Source organism: Falsiruegeria mediterranea M17 (assembly GCF_900302455.1).
Taxonomy (GTDB): Bacteria; Pseudomonadota; Alphaproteobacteria; order Rhodobacterales; family Rhodobacteraceae; genus Falsiruegeria; species Falsiruegeria mediterranea.
Window position 1 is genome coordinate 394,525 of the sequence record NZ_ONZG01000001.1, and the last position, 25,229, is coordinate 419,753.

The window sequence follows — 25,229 nt, forward strand, 5'->3', positions numbered from 1 at the left end:
CCATGAGTGAGCCACTGGCCCAGTATCTGACCTCCGAATTCTGGCACGCCTTCACCGTGCTGCTCAGGATTTCAGCTTTTGTCTCGGTCATGCCCGCCTTTGGCGAACGCACTGTGCCCACACGCGTCAAGATGGGGATCGCCATCGCCTTTACCGCCATCGTCGCACCTGCACTTGGTGAACGGTTCGAACCCGTTAATTTTGCCGCCTTTGCCCGGCTGGCAATGACCGAGATCGTGGTCGGGCTAGTCCTTGGTATCATGGTGCGCTTGTTTGTTTTGGGCTTGCAAACCGCGGGCTCGATCGCCGCACAGGCCACATCGCTGTCGCAAATCCTGGGCGGCGCCGCGGTCGAGCCCGTCCCGGCCATGGGCTTCCTTCTTGTCATGGCGGGTCTGACCCTGGCGGTGATGACGGGGCTGCATGTGCGCGCGGCCGAATATGCCATCCTCAGCTATCAGCTCTTTCCTGCCGGCACCTTGCCCAACGCCAGCGATCTGACCCGCTGGGGTGTCGGCCAAATCGCCACGGTTTTTGCCCTGGCATTTTCATTGGCAGCGCCCTTTGTCATCGCCTCGCTGATCTACAACCTGGCGATGGGCGCAATCAACCGCGCCATGCCGCAGCTGATGGTGGCCTTTGTTGGCGCCCCGGTGATCACCTTTGGCGGGCTGTTCATCCTCTTTGCCGCGACGCCCCTGCTGCTGACGATCTGGGTTGATGCGGTGAATGATTTTCTGATGAACCCGCTTGGCGGCCCCAGATGAGCGCAGCCGACGACGATACCGAAAAGTCCTTTGACCCGACACCGCAGAAGCTTCAGAAGGCGCGAGAAAAGGGCGAGGTTGCGAAATCGGCTGACCTGTCCGTCGTCGCCGCATATGCCGGTTTGGTGTTGGTGTTTCTGGCCATCGGTCACGCCTCGATCACCTCGCTCGGCACCACGCTGATGATCTTTCTCGATCAGCCCGAGGGGCTGTCGACCCTGCTGGTCAACGGCCCCTCGGCCGGTCCGGCCGGGGGCCTGATCGGTTCAGTCGCCTTGGCCATCGGCCCCTGGTTCCTGGTTCCCATGGCGGCCATCATCCTGTCCGTGATCGCCCAGCGCGCCTTTCTGGTGACGCCCAGCAAACTGCAACCGAAACTGTCGCGCATCTCGCTGATCTCAAATGCCAAGAACAAGTTTGGCCGTGGGGGCCTGTTCGAATTTTCCAAAAGCTTCACCAAACTGATCCTCTATTCAATCTGCCTGGGCGTGTTTCTGCATGCAAACATGAGCGACATCATCTCAAGCACCGGGGTCGCGCCGCGCATCGTGGTGCCGATGATGATGGATCTGGTGTTTCAGTTCATGTTCATCGTGCTCGCCGTGGCGCTGATGATCGGCTCGGTAGACTACATCTGGCAGTACTTTGAGCACATCCGCAAAAACCGCATGAGCCGAAAGGAAATCACCGACGAGACCAAGGATGCCGAAGGCGACCCGCACATGAAACAGCAGCGCCGCCAAAAAGGGCAGCAGATCGCGATGAACCAGATGATGGCCGACGTGCCCGACGCCGACGTGGTGATCGTGAACCCGACTCATTACGCGGTTGTTCTGAAGTGGTCGCGCCTTCCTGGAGCAGCGCCGATCTGTGTCGCCAAAGGTGTTGACGAAGTCGCAGGCACCATCCGCCAGATCGCCAATGAAAACGGTGTGCCGATCCAATCCGATCCCCCCACGGCGCGGGCGATTCACGCTTCGGTCGAGATTGGCGACGAGATCCTCGAAGAACACTACAAACCCGTCGCCGCCGCGATCCGATTTGCCGAAACCATGCGCAAGAAAGCCAAGGAAGGTGTATGATGAAACGAGAAACGCTTGAGCAAACGGTGCAAGTGACCGAAGCGCTTTACCTGCGCGAGCACGAGGCGATCAAAGAGGTCTTGCAGCAAGAGGCTGAGATCCGCGCGCAATTGGCCCGACTGGATGCGCAGGTGGCTCAGGCCGCTGCCCAACCGCAGCAGACCCATTCGGTTCGCATGGTCGGTGCTGACATTCTGTGGCGGGGTTGGGAGTCCAAGACGCGCCGTCAGTTGCACATGCACCTGGCGCAGGCTCATGCCCGCAAGCTCAGCGCGATGGAAAAACTGCGCACAGCCTTTGGCCGCAAGGATGCAATGGAGAAACTGCAAAAACGGGAGAGGACCAAACGACTGCAACGCCAGCAGGCCCGCCGTCAGGACGATCTGCTCGACGGTATACTCACCAAGCTCTGACACGAAAAATGCCACGCATCAGCGTGGCGTTTTCCTCAGCACTTCAAAGGGTTCAGGTGTCCTGACGGGCGATATCCACGATCAGCACATCCTTGACGATATCGCCCAGCTCATTGCGGGCCACATCGTTCAGCGCCTTGCGCAGCGGTGCAAGGTTGTCTGGCCGCGTAAACGCCCCGTCGAACCCACCCATGTTGGCGTGATCAAACAGCACCTGCAGAAACATGTCGCGCAGCTTGGGCTCTTTGGAATAGACCGCGTCGGTGCTGCCTTCGACCGTTTCCAGGCTCAGCGACACCGTGGCCAGGGCCGAAATATGATCCTTGGTCACGATGGGGATGACAAACTGCTTGGGCAGCTTGACGTATTCGCTGCCCGTTGGGGTCTCGTCCTTGGCCTTTTCGGGCTTCGCCTTGGCTTCCGACTTACCCTTATCGTCCTTCTTGTTTTCGGTCTCGGCGGTCTCGGCCTTGTCGCCCTTGGCCCCGGTCGGCCCGAGGAACACACCGGCACCTGCACCGGCGCCAAGGCCAACGATCAAGAACAAAATAGGTAGCAGTTTCTTCACGTCGCAAGCTCCTTAGAATGGCAGAACAGCATCAAGGACTTGCTGGCCATACCGTGGCTGCTGCACATCCGTGATCTGGCCGCGCCCGCCATAGCTCACCCGCGCCGAAGCGATCTTGTCATAGGTGATCTCATTCTGGCGTGAGATATCTTCGGGACGCACATAGCCGGTGACCAACAGCTCACGCAGTTCGAAATTCACCCGAAGTTCCTGGGTCCCGGAAATGGCCAACACGCCGTTGGGCAGCACGTCCACCACCGTCGCAGCAACCCGCAAGGTCAGCTTCTCCTTGCGCTTGACCGAGCCCTTGCCGTCGGTCTTGCTGGACGAGGTCACACCAACCGCATTCGCCATACTGGCGCCCTCGGGCAACTTTTCATCAATCCGCTGCGTTAAGCCAAAGAGGTTCGGAACGCCCAGATCCTCGGACCCGGTGCGCGAACGTTTGGTGTCGTTGGAAATCTCAGCCTTTTCGTCGATCTCGATGACGACGGTCATGATGTCACCCTTTTGCATCGCCCGACGATCGCCCAGCAACGACGCGCGCCCCCCGCTCCAGAGCGAGGACTGATCGACGCTGCGCTGCGGAACAGAGTTGAGCGGCAACCCCGGCCACAGCATCGCCACATGTTCCGGCGTCTGCGAGCTTTCCGAAAAGCTGGGCGGCTTGCCCAGATGATCCATCCGCCCGCAGGCGCCCAGGAAAATCAGACCAACAAGCAGGGATTTCTTCGTCATTAAATGCATCAGTGAACCTCGATTGAACCGTCAGGCCGGATGCGGCCGGTGATTGTAGAGCGCGATGACAGGTTCATCACGCGAATGATTTCGCCAGTGGCACCCCGCCCCATTGCGCGCCCCTCGGCGGTGATCGTCAGACTGCCGTAGGTGAAGATCAGCGGCACGATGTCATTGCGATCGACGATGGCGGGCGGGCCGATGTCGGAAAACCGGATCGGGCGTCCGGGGTACAGCGCGACGCGCGCCTCTTGCCCGATGACCTCGTCGAGGTGGGACACGGCACCCGGCACATCAGCCGATTTCGGCACCAGATCCTGCGCGCTGATAATCTCCTTTGCGCGGATCGTACGGGCGGGCACCAGGATCTCGGCCAGGGTGGGCGTGGCAAACAGCACCAGCGTCAGGACAGTCAGAACCCGCATCAGCGCACCTGCGTCGTTGCGCTCATCATCTGGTCGACAGCCGAGATGACCTTGGCATTCATTTCATATCCGCGCTGCGCCTCGATCAGCTCGGTCACTTCGCGCACGGCATCGACCGAGCTGTCCTCGATGTATCCCTGTCGCAGCGTGCCCAACCCGTCGACACCCGGTTCAGCCACAACCGGCGCGCCAGAGGCCTCGGTTTCCTTGAACATGTTGCTGCCAATTGCCTCCAGCCCCTTGGCGTTGGCGAAACTGGCCAATGTGAATTGCCCTAAAAGCTGCCCCTCGGCCGCGTTGTCGAAATAGGCGAACACCTCGCCCGCCGCATTGATCGAGATGCTGCGCGCATCCGTGGGAATGGTGATCTCGGGCGTCACCGTATAGCCGTCCGACGTGACGATCAGCCCCTCGGCCGAGCGTTTCAGACTACCATCGCGCGTATAGGCAGATTGACCGGACGGCAGGGTGACCTCCAGATATCCGCGACCCTCGATCGCCACGTCCAGATCATTGCCGGTTTCCGACAGCGCGCCCTGCGCCAGATGGATCGACACCGCAGCAGGCCGCACACCCAACCCCAACTGTACGCCGGTCGGCAGCACAGTACCGTCGGATGCATTAACTGTGCCCGCGCGGGACACCTGCTGATAGTGCAGGTCTGCGAACTCGGCCCGGCGGGCGTTGTAGCCGGTGGTGTTCATGTTGGCGAGGTTGTTGGAAATCGTCTCGACCCGCAGTTGCTGAGCCGTCATTCCCGTTGCCGCAATCTTCAAGGCACGCATGAGATTCTCCTGTCTGAAAAGTTACCGCGACAACGCTTTGACGGCGCTGCGAATGCGTTGATCTTCGGTTTCCAAAAAGCTCTGACCCAGTTCATAACCACGCTGGATCTCCACCAGCCGGGCCACCTGGCCAATTGCGTTGACGTTTGATCCCTCCAGGAACCCCTGCATCACCTTGGCCTCTTCGGTGGGCTCCGATCCGTCATCGGCACGGAACACTACCCCGCCTTCACGGATCAGGCCCGAGGGGTTCACTGGAGTGAAAACACCCACCTGCCCCAGCAACCGACCATCGCCGCTGATGGTGCCATCAGAAGCGATCTTGATGGTCTGCACGTCCGGCGGAATAAAGATCGGGGTGCCGCTGACATCCATCACCAGATGCCCGTCCATGTTGACCAGATCGCCCTGGGCGTTGGGGGTGAAACTGCCCGCCCGCGTCAGACGCTCTCCTGCGCCGGTCTCGACCTTGAAAAACCCCTCTCCCTCGATGGCGACATCAAACTTGCCGTTGGTCTGCGTCAGGGTGCCTTGGGCAAACGACGTGTTGCGCACCTGCGCCCGTGCCATCGACAGGGACGGTTGGTTGGGGCCGTCCTTGATGAACTCGGAAAACACCAGCCCCTCTTGCCGGTACCCGGTGGTGGCCGCATTGGCGATGTTGTTCGCGATGACTCGGATCTCATTCATCAGACCGGATTGACGCGATAGCGTGGCGTAACCTGCTGTTTCCATTATAAACCTCCGGCAATCAGGGGAATGATCGTTGCTGTGAAGAAGGACACCAGCGTCTTGGTCATGAACCCCATCGAGATCCAGAACACGACGACAATGGCGGCCAATTTGGGGACAAACGTCAGGGTCATTTCCTGGATCGACGTCAGCGCCTGGAACAGCCCCACGGCCAGACCGGTGATCAGCGCCACAGTCAGGATCGGCACCGAAACGATGACCGAAATCCACAGCGCCTGCCGCACTACGTCAAAGAAAAGACCCTCACTCAGCATGTCAGACAGGCATCCTCAGGATTTCCTGATAAGCCTCGACAACCTTGTTGCGCACGGTCACGGCCGTCTCAACGGCCAGTTCAGTTTGCGCCAGCGCCTGCACCAGGGCATGTGGGTCGGCCTGCCCGATCATCGCCGCCTGGGCGGTTTGTTCGCTGTGCTGCAACGTCGCCGCAAAGTCGGAAAATGTCTGGCGCAGGCCCTGCCCGGCCCCCTGATGATTGGGGTCTGCCTGCGTCGCAGGTCGGGCCGAGGCATAGCTGCTGGCGGCGGAAAGTGAGCGGATATCCATTCTGGCTGTCCTTGTTTTGGGAAAGAGTTACTTGCGAAGAAGGTCCATCAGGGACGACGACATCTGCCGCACCTGTTCAAACATCTTGAGGTTGGCCTCGTAACTGCGCTGCGCTTCGCGCGCGTCGGCAATCTCGATCATCAGATCGACGTTCGAACCCTTGAAATTGCCGGCCTCATTGGCCAGTGGATGGGCCGGATCATAGATCTCGTTCAACTCGGACCGGTCCAGGTTGACTCGCCCGACCTTGACCATGTCGACACCGGCGTTTTCGGCACGATTGACCTCAAACGGGACAACCTTGCGGCGATACCCGGGCGTATCGGCATTCGAGATGTTTTCGGACACGTGGCGCAGACGCGCGGCTTGGGCGCGCAGGGCGCTGGCGGTGACCGAAAGGGATTTGGAAAACTCACTCATAACGACACTCCTTACGATCGGCCAAGCGTGCCGCGCAGCACCGCCATCGATGACTTGTAGATCGCGATCGCGCGGTCGTGCTGGCGCTTGACCTCAACGGCTTTCAGCATCTCTTCTTCGATGGCGACATTGTTCTGGTTGGGATCGTTGGGCAGGTCAGGATGGAACACTGCCCAATCGGGCGTACCCCGTTCCACGCCGTTCAAATGCCCACCACGACTGGCGTGCATTTCAATGCGCGCGCCGTTTTTCACATAAGCATTGGAAAAGGATTCGATGTCGCGGGCCTGGTATCCGGGCGTATCGGCATTGGCCATGTTTTGCGACACGATGGCCTGTCGTTTACCGGCATGTGTTGCCATGGCGTACGCCATCTTAAAGACGTTCAAGTCAGAGAACATCGGGGCTTCTCCCTCGATCAATTTCAATCAAGGCTTAACCCCGATTCGTTTAGAAACCGTTTTCAGGAACAAAACGGAGAATCCTTATGTCCGCCCCAAACCCGGCCCACCTGAAAGCACAATTCCAAGCCCTCAGCCTGTCGCGACACGTCGGGCGCGTGATGGGGGTACAGGGGGGCGTAATCCGGATTCAGGGGCTGGCAAACGCGGCCCGGATCGGCGACCGGCTGGAGTTGAAACGCAACACCGTCTCCTCCCTGCATGGCGAGGTTTTGCAGGTCGACGCCGATGCCATCAACATGCTGCCTGACGCCGCGCCAGACGGGGTTGCCTTGGGCAATAGGGTGATCCTGCAAAAGATGCCTGAATTCGCGCCCAGCGCGTCCTGGATCGGGCGCGTCGTCGATCCCTTTGGCCGTCCGCTGGATGGTCGACCCCTGCTTAGGGGAGAGGGCAAGCGCAACCTGATGGCCTCGCCACCGCCTGCCGTAGAACGCAAGCCACTGGGCGCGCGCATGTCGACCGGGATGTCGGTACTCAACACCGTTTTGCCCATCGTGCGGGGGCAGCGGATCGGGCTTTTTGCCGGGTCCGGCGTGGGTAAATCCAGCCTGCTCGCAATGCTGGCCAAGTCAATGCAAGCCGACGCTGTCGTGGTCGCCCTGATCGGCGAACGGGGGCGGGAAGTGAATGAATTTGTTGAAAAAACACTAGGCCGCGAAGGGATGGAGCGCGCCGTGGTCGTGGCCGCCACCTCGGACCAATCTGCACTGGTGCGCCGCCGCTGCGCCTGGGCGGCGATGAGCGTGGCCGAAACCCTGCGGGACGAGGGGATGAATGTGCTGTTCCTGGCCGATTCGATCACCCGCTTTGCCGAGGCCCACCGCGAAATTTCGGTCTCACAAGGCGAGGCTCCCGCCCTGCGTGGCTATCCCCCGTCCGTGACACCGCTGATCACCGGTCTGTGCGAACGCGCGGGACCGGGAACACACACACAGGGCGACATCACAGCCGTGTTCAGCGTTCTCGTGGCCGGGTCCGACATGGACGAGCCGGTGGCCGACATCCTGCGCGGCGTACTGGACGGACACATCGTCCTGAACCGAGACATCGCTGAACGCGGCCGCTATCCCGCCATCGACGTCAGCCGCTCGGTCTCGCGCAGCCTGCCCGACGCTGCCACGGCAGAAGAAAACGACGCCATCCACGACGTCCGCCGTCTGATCGGCGCCTATGAGCAGTCCGAGGTGATGATCAAGGCCGGCCTGTATGCCGAAGGGGCCGACCCTGTGCTGGATCAAGCGGTGCGGGTGTTTGATGAGCTGGATGGCTTCTTTGCGCGCCCTGAACCGGACACGGTACAGGCCAGCTTCAATCGTCTGAACCTGATCTTGCGCCGCGCAAACACCCCGCCGCCCATGCGTTAAAAAGCGTGCTCCTGCAAAACCGGGCACCGGTTTGGCAAAACGAACATGCACGGGATCAAAGGATCAAAGTGTCATCATCCGCGCATCGCGGGCGCGCACCACCGGCAAGGCGGTCTTCTTCTGCAGGGCCGTCACATGGTTCAACTGGGGGAACAGTCTCAGGATTTCCGCCTGCGCCTCGCGGTCCGAGCGTTCCAACGCGTGACCAGGGAAATAGCTTTCAGACGGTACGCCATTGGCAAACACCACCTCGTGCGAGGCGAACAACAGATGAATGTATTCAACTTGGTCACGCTTGACCTGTTTGACAGTATCACCATTCACCAGCGCCTTGGCCGCCACCAGAATCTCCTTGTGGCCAAAGAAATAGAGCGCGCGCCAGTCGTCGATCACCATGCGATGCTGAGGGGACACCAACAATGGTCGCTTGGCCCCCAACACACCCGCCTTGAACCGGATCGGCCCCATCTCGCCACGCCCGTCGACCGTGGTCCGTCCGATCCACAAAACCGGCTGATCTCCGTGTTCGCGCGTCGTCACCAAATCGCCGGCTTCCAGCTCTTCAATCCGGCGCTCGCCGACGGGAGTCAGGATCTTGGTGCCCACAGTGAAACACACCGGCGGCAGGTCATTCACATCCAGCGACCCTTGGGTGTTCACAAAGGTCGAGCCCTGAAATGTCCCGTTCTGCAAGGCCTGACCGTCGGTCGGCGTGAACATCCGCCCACCGTCCGCGAGGTAAAAAGTGATTCCCGTATAGGTCACAAGCCCGACATTCGGCACATCGATCGTCACCGTATCACCCGGCCACGAACTGACAATATCAACGCCATTGATGTTGTCGCCCGCAAAGCGGTTGATCAACCCGTTGTCGTTTTGATCAGTCAGGGTAACCTGTTGAAAATTAATCTGAGTTCCCACCGCAGGCGGGCTGGCAGGATCAAGCAGAAACACCTGATCGATATAGTCAGTAGGCATATATCCCCCCTACTTTGAACGCGAACAAACAGTCGGCCGTGGCAGCAGCCGTAACGAAAACTAACCTAAAAATGGGCCCATTCTGTGTTCAAAAAAAGGGGACAAGGTCAGGTTACCTCCCCCAAAACGTCAAAAGCCCGCGACCAGATCCTGATCGCGGGCTTTTCATGTTCATTTGGTCAGGCTTACTCTGCCGGAACCGCCTGCTCTTCCGTGCTCAAGGGCGCGGGCAGATGCACCAGCATCTCTTTCGGGCAGACCTGAAGGAAGTTCGCCTTCTCCACATCCCAGTGTTGCAGGATATCTGCCGCTTTACGGCTGCCGGTCTCGGCCAGATGACGCTCGACCAAACCTTTCAGCTGCGCTTCCCAGTGGTCCACGGTCACCGGACAGGTCACCAGCGTTTCCATGTTCATCACCGTCTCGGCCTTGCCTTCGGGATCATACAGATACGCCATGCCGCCGGTCATACCCGCGCCAAAGTTCGCACCGATGTCGCCCAGGATCACTGCCACGCCGCCGGTCATGTACTCACACCCGCAAGCGCCGCAGCCCTCGATCACCACTTTGGCGCCCGAGTTCCGAACCGCAAAGCGCTCGCCTGCGCGACCCGCCGCAAACAGGTGACCGTCGGTCGCGCCATACAGAACCGTGTTGCCGATGATGGTGTTTTCGGATGCCTTCAGCGGGCTCACCTGCGGCGGACGTACCACAACGGTGCCGCCCGACAGACCCTTGGCGACATAGTCGTTGGCATCACCCGACACTTCCAGCTTCAGCCCAGGCGCCGCAAAAGCCCCCAACGACTGCCCGGCCGAGCCTTGCAGCTTCACCGTCAGGTGATCCTCTTGCAGCGTGTTGCGCATGCCAAAGTTCCGCACAATGTGGCTGGATGTGCGCGTGCCCACGGTCCGATCCGTGTTCTGGATCGCATACGACAGCTGCATCTTTTCACCGTCCTGCAAGAAGCGTGCCGCGTCGCGCACGATTTCTGCGTCCAGTGTATCCGGCACCGCATTGCGGTCCTTGTCGCGGTTGTAAACGATGTTGGCCGAGCCATCGACAGTGATCAGCAGCGGGTTCAGGTCCAGGTCATCCAGATGCGCCGAACCACGGCTGACCTGCGCCAGCAGATCCGCACGCCCAATCACCTCTTCAATCGACCGCGCGCCGATCGAGGCCAGAACCTCACGCACTTCCTGCGCGTAGAAGGTGATCAGGTTCACCACCTTGTCCGCGTTGCCGGTGAACTTGGCGCGCAGGCTTTCATCCTGCGTACAGACCCCAACCGGGCAGGTGTTGCTCTGGCACTGACGCACCATGATACAGCCCATCGCGATCAGCGCCGCGGTGCCGATACCGTATTCCTCGGCCCCCAGCATTGCCGCAATCACGATGTCGCGCCCTGTGCGCAGACCACCATCGGTTCGCAGCGTGACCCGCTCGCGCAAGTTGTTCATCGCCAGAACCTGATGCGCCTCGGTCAGGCCCATCTCCCACGGCAAACCGGCGTACTTGATTGAGGTCGCGGGTGAGGCACCGGTGCCCCCGTTGTGGCCCGAAATCAGGATCACGTCCGCCTTGGCCTTGGCCACACCAGCAGCAATCGTGCCAACGCCCGAAGACGCCACCAGCTTCACCGTCACCTTGCAGCGCGGGTTGATCTGTTTCAGGTCATAGATCAGCTGCGCCAGATCCTCGATCGAATAGATATCGTGGTGCGGCGGCGGCGAGATCAGGGTCACACCCTTGGTCGAATGGCGCAGACGCGCAATCAGGTCGGTGACCTTCATGCCCGGCAACTGGCCACCCTCACCGGGTTTCGCACCCTGGGCCACCTTGATTTCCAGCTCTTCACACTGGTTCAGGTATTCCGCAGTCACACCAAAACGGCCCGAAGCCACTTGTTTGATCTTGGCCGACGGGTTGTCGCCATTGGGTTCGGGCACAAAGTGTGCGGGATCTTCGCCGCCTTCACCCGAATCCGACTTGGCCCCAATCCGGTTCATCGCCACGTTCAGCGTCTTGTGTGCCTCAGGGCTCAGCGCCCCCAGCGACATGCCCGGCGTCACAAACCGCTTACGGATCGAGGTGATGGACTCAACCTCTTCCAGCGGAATCGCCTTGCCCAGCGGTTTGAAATCCATCAGGTCGCGCAGGTGGATCGGCGGATTGCTTTGCATCTTGGCCGAATACTGCTTCCACAGCTCGAACGACGCTTTGTTACACGCCATCTGCATCATGTGCATGCTGGTTGCTTCCCAGGCATGCGTCTCACCCGATTTGCGGGCCTTATAGAAGCCACCGATGGGCAGAACGTTGGCAACTTCACCCCAGCCCTTGGCGTGAACCTCTTCTGCCTTGGTCTGGATACCTGTCACACCGATGCCCGAGATGCGGCTGGTCATGCCAGGGAAGAACTCGGCAACCATCGCACGAGACAGGCCCACGGCCTCAAAGTTCAGGCCACCGCGATAAGATGAAATCACCGAAATGCCCATCTTGGCCATGATCTTGAGCAGACCCTGGTCAATGGCTTCACGATACCGCGCGATGTTCTCGGTCAACGAACCGTCCAGCAAACCACGCTCGATGCGGTCAGCGATGGAGTCTTCGGCCAGATAGGCGTTTACCACGGTCGCACCGCAGCCGATCAACACCGCAAAGTAATGCGGGTCGATGCATTCGGCTGCGCGCACATTGAGCGAGCAGAAGGTCCGCAAACCTTTGCGCGTCAGGTGGCTGTGCACGGCGGATGTCGCCAAGATCATCGGCATCGCCACCTTTTCGGCGTTTGAATGCTGATCTGTCAGAACGATGTGCCCCGCGCCCGAACGCACAGCCTCTTCTGCTTCGGCCCGGATCCGCGCCAGCGCAGCATTCAGCGCGCCTTGACCGGCTTCGAACGAACAGTCGATTTCAACCAGCGCAGCATCAAACCCTTCGACCAGGTTTTCCCACTGGGCGTTGCCGATGAACGGGCTTTCCAGCACCACGATCTCAGTCTGGCTGCTGTCTTCGTCCAGCACGTTCTTGAGGTTCCCGAACCGTGTCTTCAACGACATCACCCGGAACTCGCGCAACGAGTCGATCGGCGGGTTCGTCACCTGAGAGAAGTTCTGGCGGAAGAAGTGGCTCAGCGGGCGGTACATCTTGGACAGAACCGCCGACGGGGTGTCATCCCCCATCGAGGCTAGAGACTCTTTGCCGTCCTCAGCCATCGGCGCCAGGATCTGCTCCAGCTCTTCGATGCTATAACCAGCCGCGATCTGCCGCTTGCGCAGTTCTTCACCGCTGAACATCGCAGCCTCGGTCACGCCCTTCAGCTTGTCCTCAAGGTTGACGATCTTGCCGACCCATTCACCAAACGGACGGCTGCCCGCCAGCGTATCCTTGATCTCGGTGTCGTGGAACAATTTGCCCTCGGCCATATCCACAGCGATCATCTGCCCCGGACCCAGCGCGCCTTTTTCCACAACATTGGCCTCGTTGATCGGCACCATGCCCGCCTCGGACCCCGCGATCAGCAGCCCGTCACCGGTCACTACGTACCGCATCGGGCGCAGACCGTTGCGGTCCAGACCCGCGCAGACCCAGCGACCATCGGTCATCGCCAGCGCAGCCGGGCCGTCCCACGGCTCCATCACCGAGTTACAATAGGAATACATGTCGATCCACGGCTGCGGCAGATCCACCGCCTGCTTGGACCACGATTCTGGCACCAGCATCGTCTTGGCCATCGGCGCATTGCGGCCCGCACGCACCAAAACCTCAAACACCGCATCCAGCGCGGCGGAATCCGACGACCCGCCTGAAACGATCGGCTTGATGTCCTCGGCCATCTCGCCAAAAAAGGACGACGCCATCCGGATCTCGTGGCTCTTCATCCAATTGAGGTTGCCGCGCAGCGTGTTGATCTCGCCGTTATGCGCCAACATGCGGAACGGCTGTGCCAGCCACCACTGCGGGAAGGTGTTGGTCGAATAGCGCTGGTGATACAGGGCAAAGGCAGACTCAAACCGCTCGTCCACCAGGTCGGGGTAGAACACGGCAACCTGCTCGGCCAGCATCATGCCCTTGTAAATGATCGACCGGCACGACAGCGACGCAATATACAACCCCGTCACACTCGCAGCCGAGGCCGCCTTTTCGATCCGACGGCGGATCACATACAGTTCACGCTCAAAGGTCTCTTCATCGACACCCTTGGAATTCGAGATTAGGATCTGCTCAATCTCGGGGCGGGTCGCGTTGGCCTTTTCCCCCAGGCAGGTCACATCCACCGGCACATGACGCCAGCCATAGATATAATAGCCCATCTTCAGAACTTCGGTTTCAACAATGGTCCGGCAGGTTTCCTGCGCGCCAAAGTCGGTACGCGGCAGGAACACCTGACCCACGGCCATCAGCTCGTCCATGCGGGGTTCATGGCCGGTGCGGCGGATCTGATCATAAAAGAACATCACCGGGATCTGAACGTGAATGCCCGCGCCGTCGCCGGTCTTGCCATCGGCATCCACAGCGCCGCGGTGCCAGATCGCTTTCAGCGCGTCGATCCCGGCCTCAACCACCTTGCGGCTTTTCTTGCCATCAACGGACACCACAAGGCCCACACCGCAGGACGAGTGCTCCTCTTCCTCGGAATACAGGCCATTCTCGGCCATCCACTGACGCTTGGCCTCTTCGGCGCGCACCCAATCGGCATCATATTTGGTCATTGGTTGTCTCCTTCTTCCGACGGGGCATACATGGCCATCATCTCGGCCTCGGTGATCTGCTTGCGATCCCCTGCAAATGCATAACCCTCGGGTTTCTTGTCGATAAACAGTTCCAGGCTCAGCTTGCTGCCGCCTGCATTCTCAAAAAGTCCGGCCGCCATCTGGGTCTGGCCGTGCATCGGCCCCGGCGCGGTCATCCGGTACCACAGCGCCGATCCGCATTCCTCGCAGAACGCGCGCTCGGCCCAATCGGACGACACAAATGTCTTGACCGGGCCCAGCGCGGCATAGCCCGGCTCGGCCTGAAACGTCATCAAAGCCGAGCTGGTCCAGCGGCGGCACATGTCACAATGGCACGCACCAATCGCGGGCTTTGCCGGGGTTGCCGTGACACTTACGGCGCCACACATGCATTGTCCGTTCAGTTCGGTCATATCGCGCCCCTTACCCGTCGCAGCCAAAATCGGACCGCGTTGCCAGAAATCCGGGCTCGCCTTCGAACCGGATCGCACGCGGGGTGTGATCGGTGGTGAACGAGTCGCGGTCGCGCGCGTGGCTGGTCAGGCTGCCCTCAACAAACAGGCCCAGCGCGTCGGACACATAAATGTCGATGTCGAACCCCAGCCAGCTGCTGTCGATGCCCTCGCGCTGCAACTCGCGATGCAACGTACCCTTGCGAAACGCATGCCCGCTCAACTCGACCACCTCATCGCTCAGGGTGTACGCGCCCTGAACCATGAACTCGCGGTTCTTCACCACACGGGTCGAAAACAGCAGGATACCATCCTCAATGTCCTGACTGTCGGCGACAAGATCGCCGAGGTTCAGCCACTCACCCGCATCCGGATCACGATCAAACCGGGTTTGTGCGTTGGCCTGATACAGAAATCCGCCCAACCCCCAATCACCGTCATAGAAATGCACGATATCTGGACGACCATTGGCAAACGTCAGAACTTGGCGATCTTTGCCGCACATCAACAGGGTCGACGTGCGACACTCGTTCTTGTGCACAGTCGCCAGCGCTGTGCAACCCGCCGGCACTTCGGAAATCTCCTGGGCCACAGCCATTCCGCCAAACACGCTCAGGGTCAGAGCAGCAGTCCATCGTGCAATCATTTTCCTGTCCTTCGGCTTATGGGTCACGGATTGTGACCCTTTGGCTGCAGTGCCGCATCAGATGTATGCGACGGCGGTGTACGGGTAGTGCACGCTTGGTGCACGCATGTCACAGGCGATTTTTGGCCCTTATTCGGCGGCGATTGCAGGTGCAGCATCCAGCTTTTTCAGGATCGCTTCGGCACAGTCGCGGCCGTCCTTGATCGCCCAAACCACCAAGCTCGCACCGCGCACGATATCGCCCACGGCATAGACACCTTCCATCTCGGTCTCGCCGCTCTGGAACGCCGCCTTGACAGTGCCCCAACGGGTCACCGGCAGGTCGGGCTGACCAAAGAGGGTCGGCAGATCTTCGGGCTCGAACCCCAGCGCCTTGATGACCAGATCGGCCTCTTCGACGTAATCCGCGCCTTCGATCACCTCGGGCGCTTGGCGACCGGATGCATCCGGCTGACCCAGGCGCATCTTTTGCACCAGTACACCGTTGACTGTGTCGTCGCCGGTGAACCCTTTGGGCGCACTCAACCACTCAAAGATCACGCCTTCTTCTTCGGCGTTCTGCGTTTCACGCATCGAGCCCGGCATGTTGGCGCGGTCACGACGATAGAGACACTTAACAGACGTCGCGCCCTGTCGGATCGAGGTGCGCACACAGTCCATCGCGGTATCACCACCGCCGATCACAACAACCTTCTTACCTTCAGCATTCAGGCGACCATTGTCGAACTCTTCAACCGCGTCACCAAAGCTTTTGCGGTTGGACGCAGTCAGGAAATCAATCGCCTTCTCAATCCCTGCCAAACCCCTGCCCGGCATGGCCAGATCGCGCGATTTATAGACGCCTGTCGCGATAACCACTGCGTTGTGCTGCTCGCGGATCTCGGCAAATTTGGCGGCATCGACATCGCAGTTCAGTTCAAACGTCACGCCACCATCTGCGAGCAGATCGTTGCGGCGCTGAACCACATCTTTTTCCAGCTTGAAGCCCGGAATGCCGTACATCAGCAACCCGCCCGCGCGGTCATAGCGGTCATAAACCGTGACCTGTACACCGGCTTTGCGCAGCATGTCCGCCGCTGCCAAACCGCCGGGGCCAGCGCCGATGATACCGACGCTTTCGCTGCGTTCCCGTGAGGGGGCATTGGGTAGAACCCAGCCTTTGTCCCAGGCGGTGTCGGTGATGTATTTCTCGACAGATCCGATGGTCACTGTACCGTGGCCGGACTGTTCAATCACACAGTTGCCTTCGCACAGACGGTCCTGCGGACAGATGCGGCCACAGATCTCGGGGAAGGTGTTGGTGGCCTGGCTGGTGGCATAGGCCTCTTCCAGGCGACCGGTTGCGGTCAGGTGCAGCCAATCGGGGATATTGTTGTGCAGCGGGCAGTGCGACTGACAATAGGGAACACCACATTGGCTGCACCGGCTCGCCTGCTCCTCGGCCTTGGCCGCAGCGTACTCGGCATAAATTTCGTCGAAATCTTCCCTGCGTACAGTAGCGTCACGCTTTGCAGGCATGTCGCGATCGATCTGGACAAATTTTAGCATCGGTTGCTTGGCCACGGGTCAAACTCCATGAATTGGCTACGTCGCGATTGTCTACAGGACGCTCGGCGACATTAAAAGTCAACTATGCTGACCTTTTTTCTAGATTTCTGGCATCGGTTTAGAATTCCAGAACAAAAAAGGCAAGACTTTAGGTCCGAGTCGGACCTTATTATCGACTTTCTTTTTGAACCAAAGAACTTATACCCACTCTCAAACCAACGTCGCCTGAAACGAGTTTCCAAAAATGCCTCTGTTTCAACTACTTCTCATCGCGCTGATTCAGGGAATCACCGAATTCCTGCCTGTATCTTCTTCAGGTCACCTGATTCTCTTGCCGGGACTGACCGGCCTGGAGGACCAAGGTCAGGTGATCGACGTGGCGGTCCACATCGGCACCTTGGGCGCGGTCGTTCTCTACTTCTGGTCAGATGTAAAACTGGGTCTTCTGGGCTTACCCCGCGCCCTGACTGGACGCATCGACACAGAAGGATCGCGTTTGGCCGCCGGGCTGATCATCGCGACAATCCCCACTGTCCTGTTTGGCCTTTTCCTGCATGTCACCGGCCTCAGCGCCTCGCTCCGCTCGGTCGCCGTTATCGGCTGGACCATGCTGATCTTTGGCCTTGTCCTCTACTGGGCTGACCAAACCGGGAAAGAGACCAAGACAGCCCAGGACTGGGGCGTAAAGGATGCGATTCTGATGGGCTTCTGGCAAGCCATCGCACTGATCCCCGGCACCTCACGCTCGGGTATCACGATCACCGGAGCACGCCGCTTGGGCTACAACCGCGAAGACGGTGCCCGCATCGCCATGCTGATGTCCATTCCCACCATCATTGCTTCTGGCACACTGCTGGGCACTGAGGTTGCGATTCAAGCCGACGCTGCCGTGGCGCGGGACGGAGCGATTGCCGCTGCCATGGCTTTTGTCTCGGCCTTGCTGGCGCTCAGCCTGATGATGCGATTGCTGCGCAGCATCAGTTTCACCCCGTATGTCATCTACAGGGTGATCCTGGGTATTGTGTTGTTGGTCTACGCCTACGCCTGATCAGGCCCGCAGGTTCTTGGCCGAATCCTTGATGGCGTCGTACTGCCCCGAGGGACGGAATTTCCACAGGTAGTCAGGCAACACCGATTCCAAGGTCGCAGGTTCAATCCCCAGATCTTCAAAGCCTTTGGCGTCCTCAGCAACAACATTGTCGCGCCCCAAATTGCGCACCTGATCACGGGTCAAGATGTTATTGGGGAACAACTGGAAAGAGACAAACTTCACGATGTCCAGCACACCGGCCATGATCCGGGCTGCAAACATCGGCATGCCCAGGATCACACGGCGCCGGTGGATCACGTCCAGCATCACCTTCATCAAGTCACGGAAGCTGGCAACCTCAGGGCCACCCAGCTCATAAACACCGCCTTCAGCTTCACCCAACACACCCTTGACTGCGGCCTTAGCCACATCATCCACAAAGACGGGCTGAAACTTGGTCTCAGCGCCGACCAACGGCAGAAACGGGCTCAGACGCGTCATGCCAGCAAAGCGGTTAAAGAACTGATCCTCGGTTCCAAAAACCACCGATGGACGCAGAATCATCGCATTGGGCATATGCTCCAGAACGGCTGCCTCACCGGCGGCTTTGGTCTGCGCATATTCGCTGTTCGATTCCGCATCGGCCCCAATGGCCGAAACATGAACCATTCGCTCGATCCCTTCGGCTGCAGCCAAACGGGCCACTCGCCCGGCCCCGTCGGCCTGAACCGCGTCGAACGTGTTTTTGCTCACCTCGTTCAAGACACCCACGCAATTGACGACCGCATCCGCACCTTTCATGGCCAAGGCGACCGAGGCGTCATCACGGATGTTGCACAAAATGGGTTCGACCTGGCCGACGACGCCATAGGTTTTGACATACATCGCTTCATTCGGGCGCCGAACTGCGACGCGAACACGCCACCCCTCATTGGCCATGCGCCGTGCAATATAACGACCGACGAATCCAGACCCGCCATAAATGGTGACCATTTTCGACATGAGAGGCTCCTGTTGACTGAGACACAGTTCGATGTACCGCCCCAAGCCTTCGCAAACAAGGTTCTAATATGCCGCAAAGGGACGCGTTGCCAGCAATTCCAGCGATGTTGTCTACGGCATCCGGATGCTCTTTGGCAGGGCGATCAAAAAAGTTTCACAAAGTTCAAAAATCCGGTTGACGCCTCCCGCAGCTAAGCGTAAATCCCGCCCCACGACACCGGCCCAGGTGGCGGAATTGGTAGACGCGCTAGCTTCAGGTGCTAGTGTCCGTATGGACGTGGAGGTTCGAGTCCTCTCCTGGGCACCATTTCTCAAAATCACTACTAGAGAAAACCGCATACACGCGGATACTGATCGGCGTCTTCTACCGCACCCATGAACCACTGCGATCTGTACACAGGCAGACACCCCGATAACTCACCCCCAATACCTGCGATTTACCACCAATGCATGGATGTCCGTTCGGGAATCAGTCCGTGCGCAGAAACCCAATGAGAGAAAACGCGAACGCCGCCAGAAGCCGATTGGTCTTGTGGAAAGGGAAACCGCACACAAACACCATGGCGCTAGATCAGCGGTTCAGTGTAGTGCCATGTTGTTCGGCTGAGAAAGAAGTGGTGAGCCGTGCAGGATTCGAACCTGCGACCCACTGATTAAAAGTCAGTTGCTCTACCAACTGAGCTAACGGCCCACTCTTTTCTTCTGGATCTCTTCGATCCGTGGCGCTCTCTAAGACATTTTACCAGGTAGGTTCAAGGCCTTATTTTGCGCATCGTGTCGCTTTGTTTCCGGCGTTTCCGGCGACCCGATAGGCGGCCTAATTAGGGAGAGGGCGCGGGGGGGTCAACCCCTTTTTTCCAGAATCTTGCCTCAACTCTGGATTCATCCGGAGACCACAGTTATATGCCCGCCATGCAACAGAACACCGACAGCAATTTGCCCTTTATGAAGATGCACGGGCTGGGCAACGACTTTGTCGTTGTGGACGCGCGCTCAGGCGACATCGTCATCACGCCGGCTATGGCAAAAGGAATCGCGCATCGTCAGTTCGGCGTCGGGTTCGACCAACTTGCGGTGATCGAGAACGGCGCTGGCGACGCGCATCTGGTGTTCTACAACGCCGATGGTTCGACCTCGGCCGCGTGTGGTAACGCCACCCGCTGTATCGCGCGACACCTGATGGATGAAAGCGGCAAGACCAAGCTGCACCTGACCACGGATCGCGGCGATCTGTGGGCGCGTGAAGCTGGTGATGGACTGACGTCCGTAAACATGGGGCATCCGCAGCTGGAGTGGCATGAAGTGCCGTTGGCGCATGAGATGGACACCCTTCGTCTGCCCATCGACGGGGAACCGACCGCGACCGGCATGGGCAATCCGCATTGCACGTTTTTTGTCGACGACGCCGAGGCTGTCGATCTGACCGCCTTTGGTTCGGCGCATGAGCACCACCCACTGTACCCCGAACGCACCAACGTGCAGGTGGCGCAGATCGTGGGCCCCGATCACATCCGTATGCGCGTCTGGGAGCGCGGGGTGGGCATTACGCTAGCCTCGGGGTCGTCGTCCTGTGCCACGGCTGTTGCAGCGGCCCGACGCGGCCTGACGGGGCGCAGCGTGCGCATTGACCTGGATGGCGGCACGCTGCATGTCGACTGGCGGGACGACGGGGTCTGGATGACAGGACCGACGATGCATGTCTTTACCGGCACCTTCACCCGTGAATTTCTGGAGAGCCTCGCATGAGCGCGCCCAAATTCACCACACTCGGCTGCCGCCTGAACGCCTATGAAACCGAGGCGATGAAAGAGCTGTCGCAGCAGGCAGGTCTGAAAGATGCGGTGATCGTGAATACCTGCGCCGTGACGGCCGAGGCCGTGCGCAAAGCGCGCCAAGAGATTCGAAAACTGCGGCGGGAAAACCCGGACGCCCGGCTGATCGTCACCGGCTGCGCGGCGCAAACCGAGCCTCAGACTTTTTCTGCGATGGAAGAGGTGGACGCCGTCATCGGCAACACCGAAAAGATGCAGCCCGACACCTGGAAAGGGATGGCCGCTGATTTCATCGGCGAGACCGAGACGGTTCAGGTCGACGACATCATGTCCGTCACCGAGACCGCCGGTCACCTGATCGACGGCTTTGGCACCCGCTCGCGCGCCTACGTGCAAGTCCAGAACGGCTGTGACCACCGCTGCACCTTCTGCATCATCCCGTATGGCCGCGGTAACTCACGCAGCGTGCCTGCGGGCGTTGTGGTGGATCAGATCAAGCGGCTGGTGGACCGGGGCTATAACGAGGTTGTGTTGACTGGCGTTGACCTGACCTCTTGGGGTGCTGATCTGCCCGCCGAGCCAAAGCTGGGTGATCTGGTGATGCGCATCCTGAAACTGGTGCCGGATCTGCCACGCCTGCGGATCAGCTCGATCGATTCGATCGAGGTGGACGAGAACCTGATGCAAGCCATCGCCACCGAACCGCGCCTGATGCCGCATCTGCATCTGTCACTGCAACATGGTGACGATCTGATTCTGAAGCGAATGAAGCGTCGTCATTTGCGTGACGATGCGATCCGGTTCACTGAAGAAGCGAAGAAGCTGCGCCCTGAAATGACCTTTGGCGCCGACATCATCGCCGGCTTCCCGACTGAGACGGAGGCGCATTTCGAGAACTCGCTGAAACTGGTGAGCGATTGCGACCTGACATGGCTGCATGTCTTCCCCTATTCCAAGCGCGAAGGCACGCCTGCGGCCAAGATCCCCAACCAGGTAAATGGCAAGGTCATCAAGGACCGTGCAGCCCGCCTGCGCGCTGCCGGGGACGCTCAGGTTGCTCAACACCTACAGGCACAGGTCGGTAAAACCCACCATATCCTGATGGAAAACCCTCACATGGGCCGGACCGAACAATTCACCGAAGTCCGCTTTGATACTGCCCAGATCGAAGGGCAAATCGTGCGAGCGCCTGTGATTGGCATAGATGGCGTGCAGCTAGTCGCCTGAGACCTACCAGACACCCGGCAGGATGCGAAACCGGCGCGTTTCGCAATACGCCGCATAGCCTGGCAAGGTGTCCAGCAACACACGCTCTTCGATGGCTACTCGCAGCGACAAGGCTGCAAACACCGGACCCAGCATGATCAGGCTGGCCGTTGAGCCAAGCCAGACGCCCGCCCCCGACTGCATGATCAACGCCGACAGATACATCGGGTGGCGAACGAAGGCGTAAGGGCCAACATCCACCACATTTTGCCCTGAACTTGATTGGTCTTCGACGTTCAGGATTGCAAACTGGTTCGCGAAGATCACCCAAATGATCAAGGCAAAGCCTACCAAGGCAACCCACCCGCCAATTGACGCAACCCACGGTACAGGCGGTGGCAACAGGTGCCAGGCAAACACATCGATCGGCACAAAGACAACCGACACCAGTAGGGTAACGAGGATAGCCACCGTCGCCCAGAAGTCCTGTGTTGGCTGGGCCGCGCTGAAAGGGGGCGTCAGGCGCGCCTCGAGGCTCTTTGGAGCCCACCATGCCAACATCACCGTTGCAGCGCTGACAAGTGCGCCATAGGTCACGATCAGTTCGATCCCTCGTGGCCACATCCATGACCCGCTGACTGACGCTGCCGTGCCGATCAGGGCGACGAACAGCACGGTCAGCTGCACGACCACGTTCAACAAACCACGGACAACAAGAGGCATTCCAGACCCCACAAAACAAAAAAACCCCCGGCACCTTGCGGGCCGGGGGTTTCAATTACCAGAGCTTTGATCCGGATCAGGCTTTCTTCTTGCCTTTGACCGGAGCCCACAGGCGCTTGTTGGTCAGGTAGAGCAGAACCGACAGCAAGGTCAGGAACAGCACACCAACAAAACCGGCCTGTTTGCGGGCCATCATCTTTGGCTCAGCCGTCCACATCAGGAAGGCCGAGACGTCTTCGGACATCGCAACCACATCGTTGGCGTGGCCATCGATGAATTCCACCTGCTCGTCCGACAGCGGCGGCGCCATCGAAATCCAGCCACCCGGGAAGGCGGTGTTTTCGTACAGGATGGTGCCTGCTTCTTCTTTTTCCTTGCCAGTGTAACCGGACAGCAGCGAGGCGATGTACTCCGCGCCACCCATACCTTTGACCAGCTGGTTGATACCCAGGCCATAGGGGCCGTGGAAACCGGCACGCGCCTTGGCCATCAGGCTCAGGTCAGGTGCACCAGCATTGGTGTTAGCTGGGAAGTGGTCCGATGGGATCGCAGGGCGGTCATCGTCCAGCTCTTCGTCGTAGACCGAGAAGTTGTCAGCCGCGTAAGCACGCACCTGATCCTCGGGGATGCCGGGGCCGTCTTCGTCCGACAGGGTCCGCAAGGGGACGTACTGCAGGCCGTGGCAGGCTGCGCAAACCTCAGTGTAGATCTGCAGACCGCGCTGCAGTTGGTTTTGGTCGAATGTGCCAAAGGGACCTTCGAACGAGAACGCAAAGTCCTCGATGTGCTGGTCGCCGCCACCTGCCGCAATTGCTGCGACAGGGGCAAAGGCCAGAGCGGCACCTAGTACAAGTTTCTTGAACATGGGTTTCGGTCCCTCTTATTCGGCTGGCGTGGCGTCGGCGTCAGCCTTGCCATAATGCGCGTTGAAGTCTTCTTCGATGGTTTCCGGCTGCGGCAGCGGTTTCTCGATCACGCCCAGCAAGGGCAGAATGACCAGGAAGTAGGCGAACCAGTAAGCCGAACCGATCAGTGAGAAGGACGCATAGGGTTCTTCGGCGGGCATGGCACCCAGCCACATCAGGACAAAGAAGTCCACGATCAGCAGGTAGAACCACCACTTGAACATCGGGCGATACTGACCCGAACGCACGTTCGAAGTGTCCAGCCAAGGTGCCAGCGCCATCACGGCAATCGCACCAAACATCGCGATCACACCAAAGAACTTGGCGTCGATGATGCCACCGGTCACAAAGCTGACCAACTGCACCAGCCAAACGTCGGCGGTAAACGCGCGCAGGATCGCGTAGAACGGCAGGAAGTACCATTCGGGCACGATGTGTGCAGGTGTCACCAGAGCGTTGGCTTCGATGTAGTTGTCGGGGTGACCCAGGTAGTTCGGCATGAAGCCGACGATGGCCCAGAAGATCACCAGAACAACCGCAAGACCCAGGAAATCCTTGATCACGAAGTACGGCCAGAACGGCAGGGTGTCTTTCTTGACATCTTCTTTCGAAGTGCGGCGCACTTCAACACCGGTGGGGTTGTTGTTGCCCGTGGTGTGGAATGCCCAGATGTGCACGATCACCAGCGCCGCAATCACGAACGGCAGCAGATAGTGCAGCGAGAAGAAGCGGTTCAGAGTCGCGTTGTCCACGGCCGGACCACCCAGCAGCAGGGTCTGGATCGGCTCGCCGATGAACGGGATCGCGCCAAACAGGCCGGTGATCACGGTTGCGCCCCAGAACGACATCTGACCCCAGGGCAAAACATAGCCCATGAAACCGGTGCCCATCATCAGGACAAAGATCAGCATGCCGATGATCCACGTGATTTCACGCGGCGCCTTGTAGGAGCCATAGAACAGGCCACGGAACATGTGGATGTAGACCGCGACAAAGAACAGCGAAGCGCCGTTCATGTGAATATAGCGGATCATGTAACCACCATTCACGTTGCGCATGATGTGCTCGACGCTGGCAAACGCCAGGTCAACGTGCGGGGTATAGTGCATCACCAGAACGATACCGGTGACAATCTGCAGCACCAGGCAGAACGCCAGGACGATGCCCCAGATCCACCACCAGTTCAGGTTCTTGGGGGTGGGGATCATGATGGTGTCGTAAATCAGGCCGACGATGGGCAGGCGGCTGTGCAGCCACTTTTCGCCATTGCTCTTCGGCTCGTAATGATCGTGCGGAATTCCGGACATGTAAGAGCCTCCTTAACCGAGCTTGAGTGTGGTTGCGTCGACGAATTCGGCGATCGGAACCGGCAGGTTTTCAGGCGCGGGACCCTTACGGATACGGCCCGAGGTGTCATAGTGCGAACCGTGGCAGGGGCAGAACCAACCGTGGAACTCGCCTGCGCCGTCACCCAAAGGCACACAGCCCAGGTGGGTACAAACACCCATCATCACCAGCCATTCGCCAGCTTCGTCCATCGCGCGGTTTTCATCCGATGCGTCCAGACCAGGCTTGTTGGCGTTGCGATCGTCGTTGTCGATCAGGTCGGCCAGGTCAACGGCACGTGCCTCGTCGATCTCTTCCTGAGTGCGGCGGCGAATGAACACCGGCTTGCCCAGAAACTTAACACTGATTTGAGTGCCAACCTCGACACCGCTCACGTCCACGCGAATCGAGGACAGCGCCTGAACGTCCGCCGACGGGTTCATTTGGTTGACCAGAGGCCAAACGGCAGCCCCTGCGGTTACAGCACCTGCGCCAGCGGTGGCGTAGTAGAGGAAATCTCTGCGGGTGCCTTCGTGGTCTTCTGCGTGGGACACGAGGTTTTCTCCGATTCCAGCGC

General features: G+C 59.5%; 26 protein-coding genes and 2 tRNA genes. 8 read left to right on the forward strand and 20 right to left on the reverse strand.

Translation table 11 applies throughout. From position 1 onward, the window contains the following. The first annotated feature begins 2 nt into the window (after positions 1 to 2). The 3 genes from TRM7615_RS01890 to TRM7615_RS01900 are packed head-to-tail and all read left to right on the forward strand — an operon-like array spanning position 3 to position 2,262. Positions 3 to 767, forward strand: coding sequence for a flagellar biosynthetic protein FliR (locus tag TRM7615_RS01890; RefSeq protein WP_108785213.1), 765 nt, complete (start codon positions 3 to 5; stop codon positions 765 to 767). Beyond that, positions 764 to 1,849, forward strand: a complete 1,086-nt coding sequence (gene flhB / locus TRM7615_RS01895; RefSeq protein WP_108785214.1) for a flagellar type III secretion system protein FlhB — start codon at positions 764 to 766, stop codon at positions 1,847 to 1,849. Before TRM7615_RS01890 ends, flhB begins: the two co-directional genes overlap by 4 nt. Beyond that, positions 1,846 to 2,262: a hypothetical protein gene (locus tag TRM7615_RS01900; RefSeq protein WP_181893209.1), complete on the forward strand. Its 417-nt coding sequence runs from the start codon at positions 1,846 to 1,848 to the stop codon at positions 2,260 to 2,262. Before flhB ends, TRM7615_RS01900 begins: the two co-directional genes overlap by 4 nt. A 52-nt stretch (positions 2,263 to 2,314) precedes the next feature. On the opposite strand, the gene TRM7615_RS01905 is transcribed toward TRM7615_RS01900, so the two are convergent. From TRM7615_RS01905 to TRM7615_RS01945, 9 genes are read right to left on the reverse strand one after another with little or no spacing between them, the layout of a single operon-like run. Beyond that, the gene (locus tag TRM7615_RS01905; protein ID WP_108785215.1) at positions 2,315 to 2,830 is read right to left on the reverse strand and encodes a flagellar basal body-associated protein FliL; all 516 of its coding nucleotides are present in this window, start codon (positions 2,828 to 2,830) and stop codon (positions 2,315 to 2,317) included. 12 nt (positions 2,831 to 2,842) lie between these two features. Beyond that, positions 2,843 to 3,568, reverse strand: a complete 726-nt coding sequence (gene flgH / locus TRM7615_RS01910) for a flagellar basal body L-ring protein FlgH (protein WP_108785216.1) — start codon at positions 3,566 to 3,568, stop codon at positions 2,843 to 2,845. Positions 3,569 to 3,576: 8 nt separating this feature from the next. Beyond that, positions 3,577 to 3,993, reverse strand: a complete 417-nt coding sequence (gene flgA / locus TRM7615_RS01915) for a flagellar basal body P-ring formation chaperone FlgA (protein ID WP_108785217.1) — start codon at positions 3,991 to 3,993, stop codon at positions 3,577 to 3,579. Then, positions 3,993 to 4,778: a flagellar basal-body rod protein FlgG gene (gene flgG / locus TRM7615_RS01920; protein ID WP_108785218.1), complete on the reverse strand. Its 786-nt coding sequence runs from the start codon at positions 4,776 to 4,778 to the stop codon at positions 3,993 to 3,995. The genes flgA and flgG overlap by 1 nt, the downstream gene beginning before the upstream one ends. A gap of 21 nt (positions 4,779 to 4,799) precedes the next feature. Continuing rightward, complete coding sequence (locus tag TRM7615_RS01925) at positions 4,800 to 5,513, reverse strand: flagellar hook-basal body complex protein (protein ID WP_108785219.1); 714 nt, start codon at positions 5,511 to 5,513, stop codon at positions 4,800 to 4,802. Beyond that, positions 5,513 to 5,785 (reverse strand): flagellar biosynthetic protein FliQ, encoded by a 273-nt coding sequence (locus TRM7615_RS01930; RefSeq protein ID WP_085797234.1) that lies wholly within the window; start codon positions 5,783 to 5,785, stop codon positions 5,513 to 5,515. The genes TRM7615_RS01925 and TRM7615_RS01930 overlap by 1 nt, the downstream gene beginning before the upstream one ends. 1 nt (position 5,786) lies before the next feature. Then, a complete protein-coding gene (fliE, locus tag TRM7615_RS01935; protein WP_108785220.1) occupies positions 5,787 to 6,077 on the reverse strand; it encodes a flagellar hook-basal body complex protein FliE in 291 nt (96 codons plus the stop codon). 27 nt (positions 6,078 to 6,104) lie between these two features. Beyond that, positions 6,105 to 6,497 (reverse strand): flagellar basal body rod protein FlgC, encoded by a 393-nt coding sequence (flgC, locus tag TRM7615_RS01940; protein WP_108785221.1) that lies wholly within the window; start codon positions 6,495 to 6,497, stop codon positions 6,105 to 6,107. Positions 6,498 to 6,508: 11 nt separating this feature from the next. Further along, entirely contained in the window at positions 6,509 to 6,898 is a 390-nt protein-coding gene (locus tag TRM7615_RS01945; protein WP_108785222.1) for a FlgB family protein, read from the reverse strand. An 86-nt stretch (positions 6,899 to 6,984) separates the two neighbouring features. Between TRM7615_RS01945 and TRM7615_RS01950 the strand changes: the two genes are divergently transcribed. Beyond that, positions 6,985 to 8,325 carry a FliI/YscN family ATPase gene (locus tag TRM7615_RS01950; RefSeq protein WP_207775205.1) on the forward strand — a complete coding sequence of 447 codons (1,341 nt, stop codon included), beginning with the start codon at positions 6,985 to 6,987 and terminating at the stop codon, positions 8,323 to 8,325. A 63-nt stretch (positions 8,326 to 8,388) separates the two neighbouring features. On the opposite strand, the gene TRM7615_RS01955 is transcribed toward TRM7615_RS01950, so the two are convergent. The 5 genes from TRM7615_RS01955 to TRM7615_RS01975 all read right to left on the reverse strand — a co-directional run bounded on the left by TRM7615_RS01955 (position 8,389) and on the right by TRM7615_RS01975 (position 16,703). Then, positions 8,389 to 9,303 (reverse strand): Hint domain-containing protein, encoded by a 915-nt coding sequence (locus TRM7615_RS01955; RefSeq protein WP_108785223.1) that lies wholly within the window; start codon positions 9,301 to 9,303, stop codon positions 8,389 to 8,391. Positions 9,304 to 9,488: 185 nt separating this feature from the next. Continuing rightward, positions 9,489 to 14,021 carry a glutamate synthase large subunit gene (gltB, locus tag TRM7615_RS01960; RefSeq protein ID WP_108785224.1) on the reverse strand — a complete coding sequence of 1,511 codons (4,533 nt, stop codon included), beginning with the start codon at positions 14,019 to 14,021 and terminating at the stop codon, positions 9,489 to 9,491. After that, a complete protein-coding gene (locus TRM7615_RS01965) occupies positions 14,018 to 14,455 on the reverse strand; it encodes a GFA family protein (RefSeq protein WP_108785225.1) in 438 nt (145 codons plus the stop codon). The genes gltB and TRM7615_RS01965 overlap by 4 nt, the downstream gene beginning before the upstream one ends. A gap of 10 nt (positions 14,456 to 14,465) precedes the next feature. Next, entirely contained in the window at positions 14,466 to 15,140 is a 675-nt protein-coding gene (locus TRM7615_RS01970) for a hypothetical protein (protein ID WP_108785226.1), read from the reverse strand. A 129-nt stretch (positions 15,141 to 15,269) separates the two neighbouring features. Then, positions 15,270 to 16,703, reverse strand: coding sequence for an NAD(P)-dependent oxidoreductase (locus TRM7615_RS01975; protein WP_108785227.1), 1,434 nt, complete (start codon positions 16,701 to 16,703; stop codon positions 15,270 to 15,272). Positions 16,704 to 16,932: 229 nt separating this feature from the next. Here TRM7615_RS01975 and TRM7615_RS01980 point away from each other — a divergent pair, with 229 nt between their 5' ends. Then, positions 16,933 to 17,736, forward strand: a complete 804-nt coding sequence (locus TRM7615_RS01980) for an undecaprenyl-diphosphate phosphatase (protein ID WP_108785228.1) — start codon at positions 16,933 to 16,935, stop codon at positions 17,734 to 17,736. On the opposite strand, the gene TRM7615_RS01985 is transcribed toward TRM7615_RS01980, so the two are convergent. Beyond that, complete coding sequence (locus tag TRM7615_RS01985; protein ID WP_108785229.1) at positions 17,737 to 18,720, reverse strand: complex I NDUFA9 subunit family protein; 984 nt, start codon at positions 18,718 to 18,720, stop codon at positions 17,737 to 17,739. A gap of 220 nt (positions 18,721 to 18,940) precedes the next feature. On the opposite strand from TRM7615_RS01985, the gene TRM7615_RS01990 reads away from it, so the two are divergent. Next, positions 18,941 to 19,027 (forward strand) — tRNA-Leu (locus TRM7615_RS01990). 308 nt (positions 19,028 to 19,335) lie between these two features. On the opposite strand, the gene TRM7615_RS01995 is transcribed toward TRM7615_RS01990, so the two are convergent. Further along, positions 19,336 to 19,411: transfer RNA gene (locus tag TRM7615_RS01995), tRNA-Lys, on the reverse strand. 212 nt (positions 19,412 to 19,623) lie between these two features. On the opposite strand from TRM7615_RS01995, the gene dapF reads away from it, so the two are divergent. Both dapF and mtaB read left to right on the forward strand, forming a co-directional pair. After that, on the forward strand, positions 19,624 to 20,466 hold the full coding sequence (dapF, locus tag TRM7615_RS02000; RefSeq protein ID WP_181893212.1) for a diaminopimelate epimerase: 843 nt from the start codon (positions 19,624 to 19,626) through the stop codon (positions 20,464 to 20,466). Then, positions 20,463 to 21,719: a tRNA (N(6)-L-threonylcarbamoyladenosine(37)-C(2))-methylthiotransferase MtaB gene (gene mtaB, locus TRM7615_RS02005; RefSeq protein ID WP_108785230.1), complete on the forward strand. Its 1,257-nt coding sequence runs from the start codon at positions 20,463 to 20,465 to the stop codon at positions 21,717 to 21,719. Before dapF ends, mtaB begins: the two co-directional genes overlap by 4 nt. A gap of 3 nt (positions 21,720 to 21,722) precedes the next feature. Here the strand turns inward: mtaB and TRM7615_RS02010 are convergent, their stop codons facing one another. From TRM7615_RS02010 to petA, 4 genes are all read right to left on the reverse strand, one after another. After that, positions 21,723 to 22,421, reverse strand: a complete 699-nt coding sequence (locus TRM7615_RS02010) for a methyltransferase family protein (protein ID WP_108785231.1) — start codon at positions 22,419 to 22,421, stop codon at positions 21,723 to 21,725. 76 nt (positions 22,422 to 22,497) lie between these two features. Further along, positions 22,498 to 23,286 carry a cytochrome c1 gene (locus TRM7615_RS02015; protein ID WP_108785232.1) on the reverse strand — a complete coding sequence of 263 codons (789 nt, stop codon included), beginning with the start codon at positions 23,284 to 23,286 and terminating at the stop codon, positions 22,498 to 22,500. 15 nt (positions 23,287 to 23,301) lie between these two features. Further along, on the reverse strand, positions 23,302 to 24,633 hold the full coding sequence (gene petB / locus TRM7615_RS02020; protein WP_085793808.1) for a cytochrome b: 1,332 nt from the start codon (positions 24,631 to 24,633) through the stop codon (positions 23,302 to 23,304). 12 nt (positions 24,634 to 24,645) lie between these two features. Further along, complete coding sequence (petA, locus tag TRM7615_RS02025) at positions 24,646 to 25,206, reverse strand: ubiquinol-cytochrome c reductase iron-sulfur subunit (RefSeq protein ID WP_108785233.1); 561 nt, start codon at positions 25,204 to 25,206, stop codon at positions 24,646 to 24,648. Positions 25,207 to 25,229: the final 23 nt, after the last annotated feature.

Bases quoted from the DNA above. Each gene is read 5' to 3' on its own strand.
- TRM7615_RS01890 (WP_108785213.1), top strand. From the start codon at position 3: ATGAGTGAGCCACTGGCCCAGTATCTGACCTCCGAATTCTGGCACGCC.
- flhB (WP_108785214.1), top strand. From the start codon at position 764: ATGAGCGCAGCCGACGACGATACCGAAAAGTCCTTTGACCCGACACCG.
- TRM7615_RS01900 (WP_181893209.1), top strand. From the start codon at position 1,846: ATGATGAAACGAGAAACGCTTGAGCAAACGGTGCAAGTGACCGAAGCG.
- flgH (WP_108785216.1), bottom strand. From the start codon at position 3,568: ATGACGAAGAAATCCCTGCTTGTTGGTCTGATTTTCCTGGGCGCCTGC.
- flgA (WP_108785217.1), bottom strand. From the start codon at position 3,993: ATGCGGGTTCTGACTGTCCTGACGCTGGTGCTGTTTGCCACGCCCACC.
- flgG (WP_108785218.1), bottom strand. From the start codon at position 4,778: ATGCGTGCCTTGAAGATTGCGGCAACGGGAATGACGGCTCAGCAACTG.
- TRM7615_RS01925 (WP_108785219.1), bottom strand. From the start codon at position 5,513: ATGGAAACAGCAGGTTACGCCACGCTATCGCGTCAATCCGGTCTGATG.
- TRM7615_RS01930 (WP_085797234.1), bottom strand. From the start codon at position 5,785: ATGCTGAGTGAGGGTCTTTTCTTTGACGTAGTGCGGCAGGCGCTGTGG.
- fliE (WP_108785220.1), bottom strand. From the start codon at position 6,077: ATGGATATCCGCTCACTTTCCGCCGCCAGCAGCTATGCCTCGGCCCGA.
- flgC (WP_108785221.1), bottom strand. From the start codon at position 6,497: ATGAGTGAGTTTTCCAAATCCCTTTCGGTCACCGCCAGCGCCCTGCGC.
- TRM7615_RS01945 (WP_108785222.1), bottom strand. From the start codon at position 6,898: ATGTTCTCTGACTTGAACGTCTTTAAGATGGCGTACGCCATGGCAACA.
- TRM7615_RS01950 (WP_207775205.1), top strand. From the start codon at position 6,985: ATGTCCGCCCCAAACCCGGCCCACCTGAAAGCACAATTCCAAGCCCTC.
- TRM7615_RS01955 (WP_108785223.1), bottom strand. From the start codon at position 9,303: ATGCCTACTGACTATATCGATCAGGTGTTTCTGCTTGATCCTGCCAGC.
- gltB (WP_108785224.1), bottom strand. From the start codon at position 14,021: ATGACCAAATATGATGCCGATTGGGTGCGCGCCGAAGAGGCCAAGCGT.
- TRM7615_RS01965 (WP_108785225.1), bottom strand. From the start codon at position 14,455: ATGACCGAACTGAACGGACAATGCATGTGTGGCGCCGTAAGTGTCACG.
- TRM7615_RS01970 (WP_108785226.1), bottom strand. From the start codon at position 15,140: ATGATTGCACGATGGACTGCTGCTCTGACCCTGAGCGTGTTTGGCGGA.
- TRM7615_RS01980 (WP_108785228.1), top strand. From the start codon at position 16,933: ATGCCTCTGTTTCAACTACTTCTCATCGCGCTGATTCAGGGAATCACC.
- TRM7615_RS01985 (WP_108785229.1), bottom strand. From the start codon at position 18,720: ATGTCGAAAATGGTCACCATTTATGGCGGGTCTGGATTCGTCGGTCGT.
- dapF (WP_181893212.1), top strand. From the start codon at position 19,624: ATGCCCGCCATGCAACAGAACACCGACAGCAATTTGCCCTTTATGAAG.
- mtaB (WP_108785230.1), top strand. From the start codon at position 20,463: ATGAGCGCGCCCAAATTCACCACACTCGGCTGCCGCCTGAACGCCTAT.
- TRM7615_RS02010 (WP_108785231.1), bottom strand. From the start codon at position 22,421: ATGCCTCTTGTTGTCCGTGGTTTGTTGAACGTGGTCGTGCAGCTGACC.
- TRM7615_RS02015 (WP_108785232.1), bottom strand. From the start codon at position 23,286: ATGTTCAAGAAACTTGTACTAGGTGCCGCTCTGGCCTTTGCCCCTGTC.
- petB (WP_085793808.1), bottom strand. From the start codon at position 24,633: ATGTCCGGAATTCCGCACGATCATTACGAGCCGAAGAGCAATGGCGAA.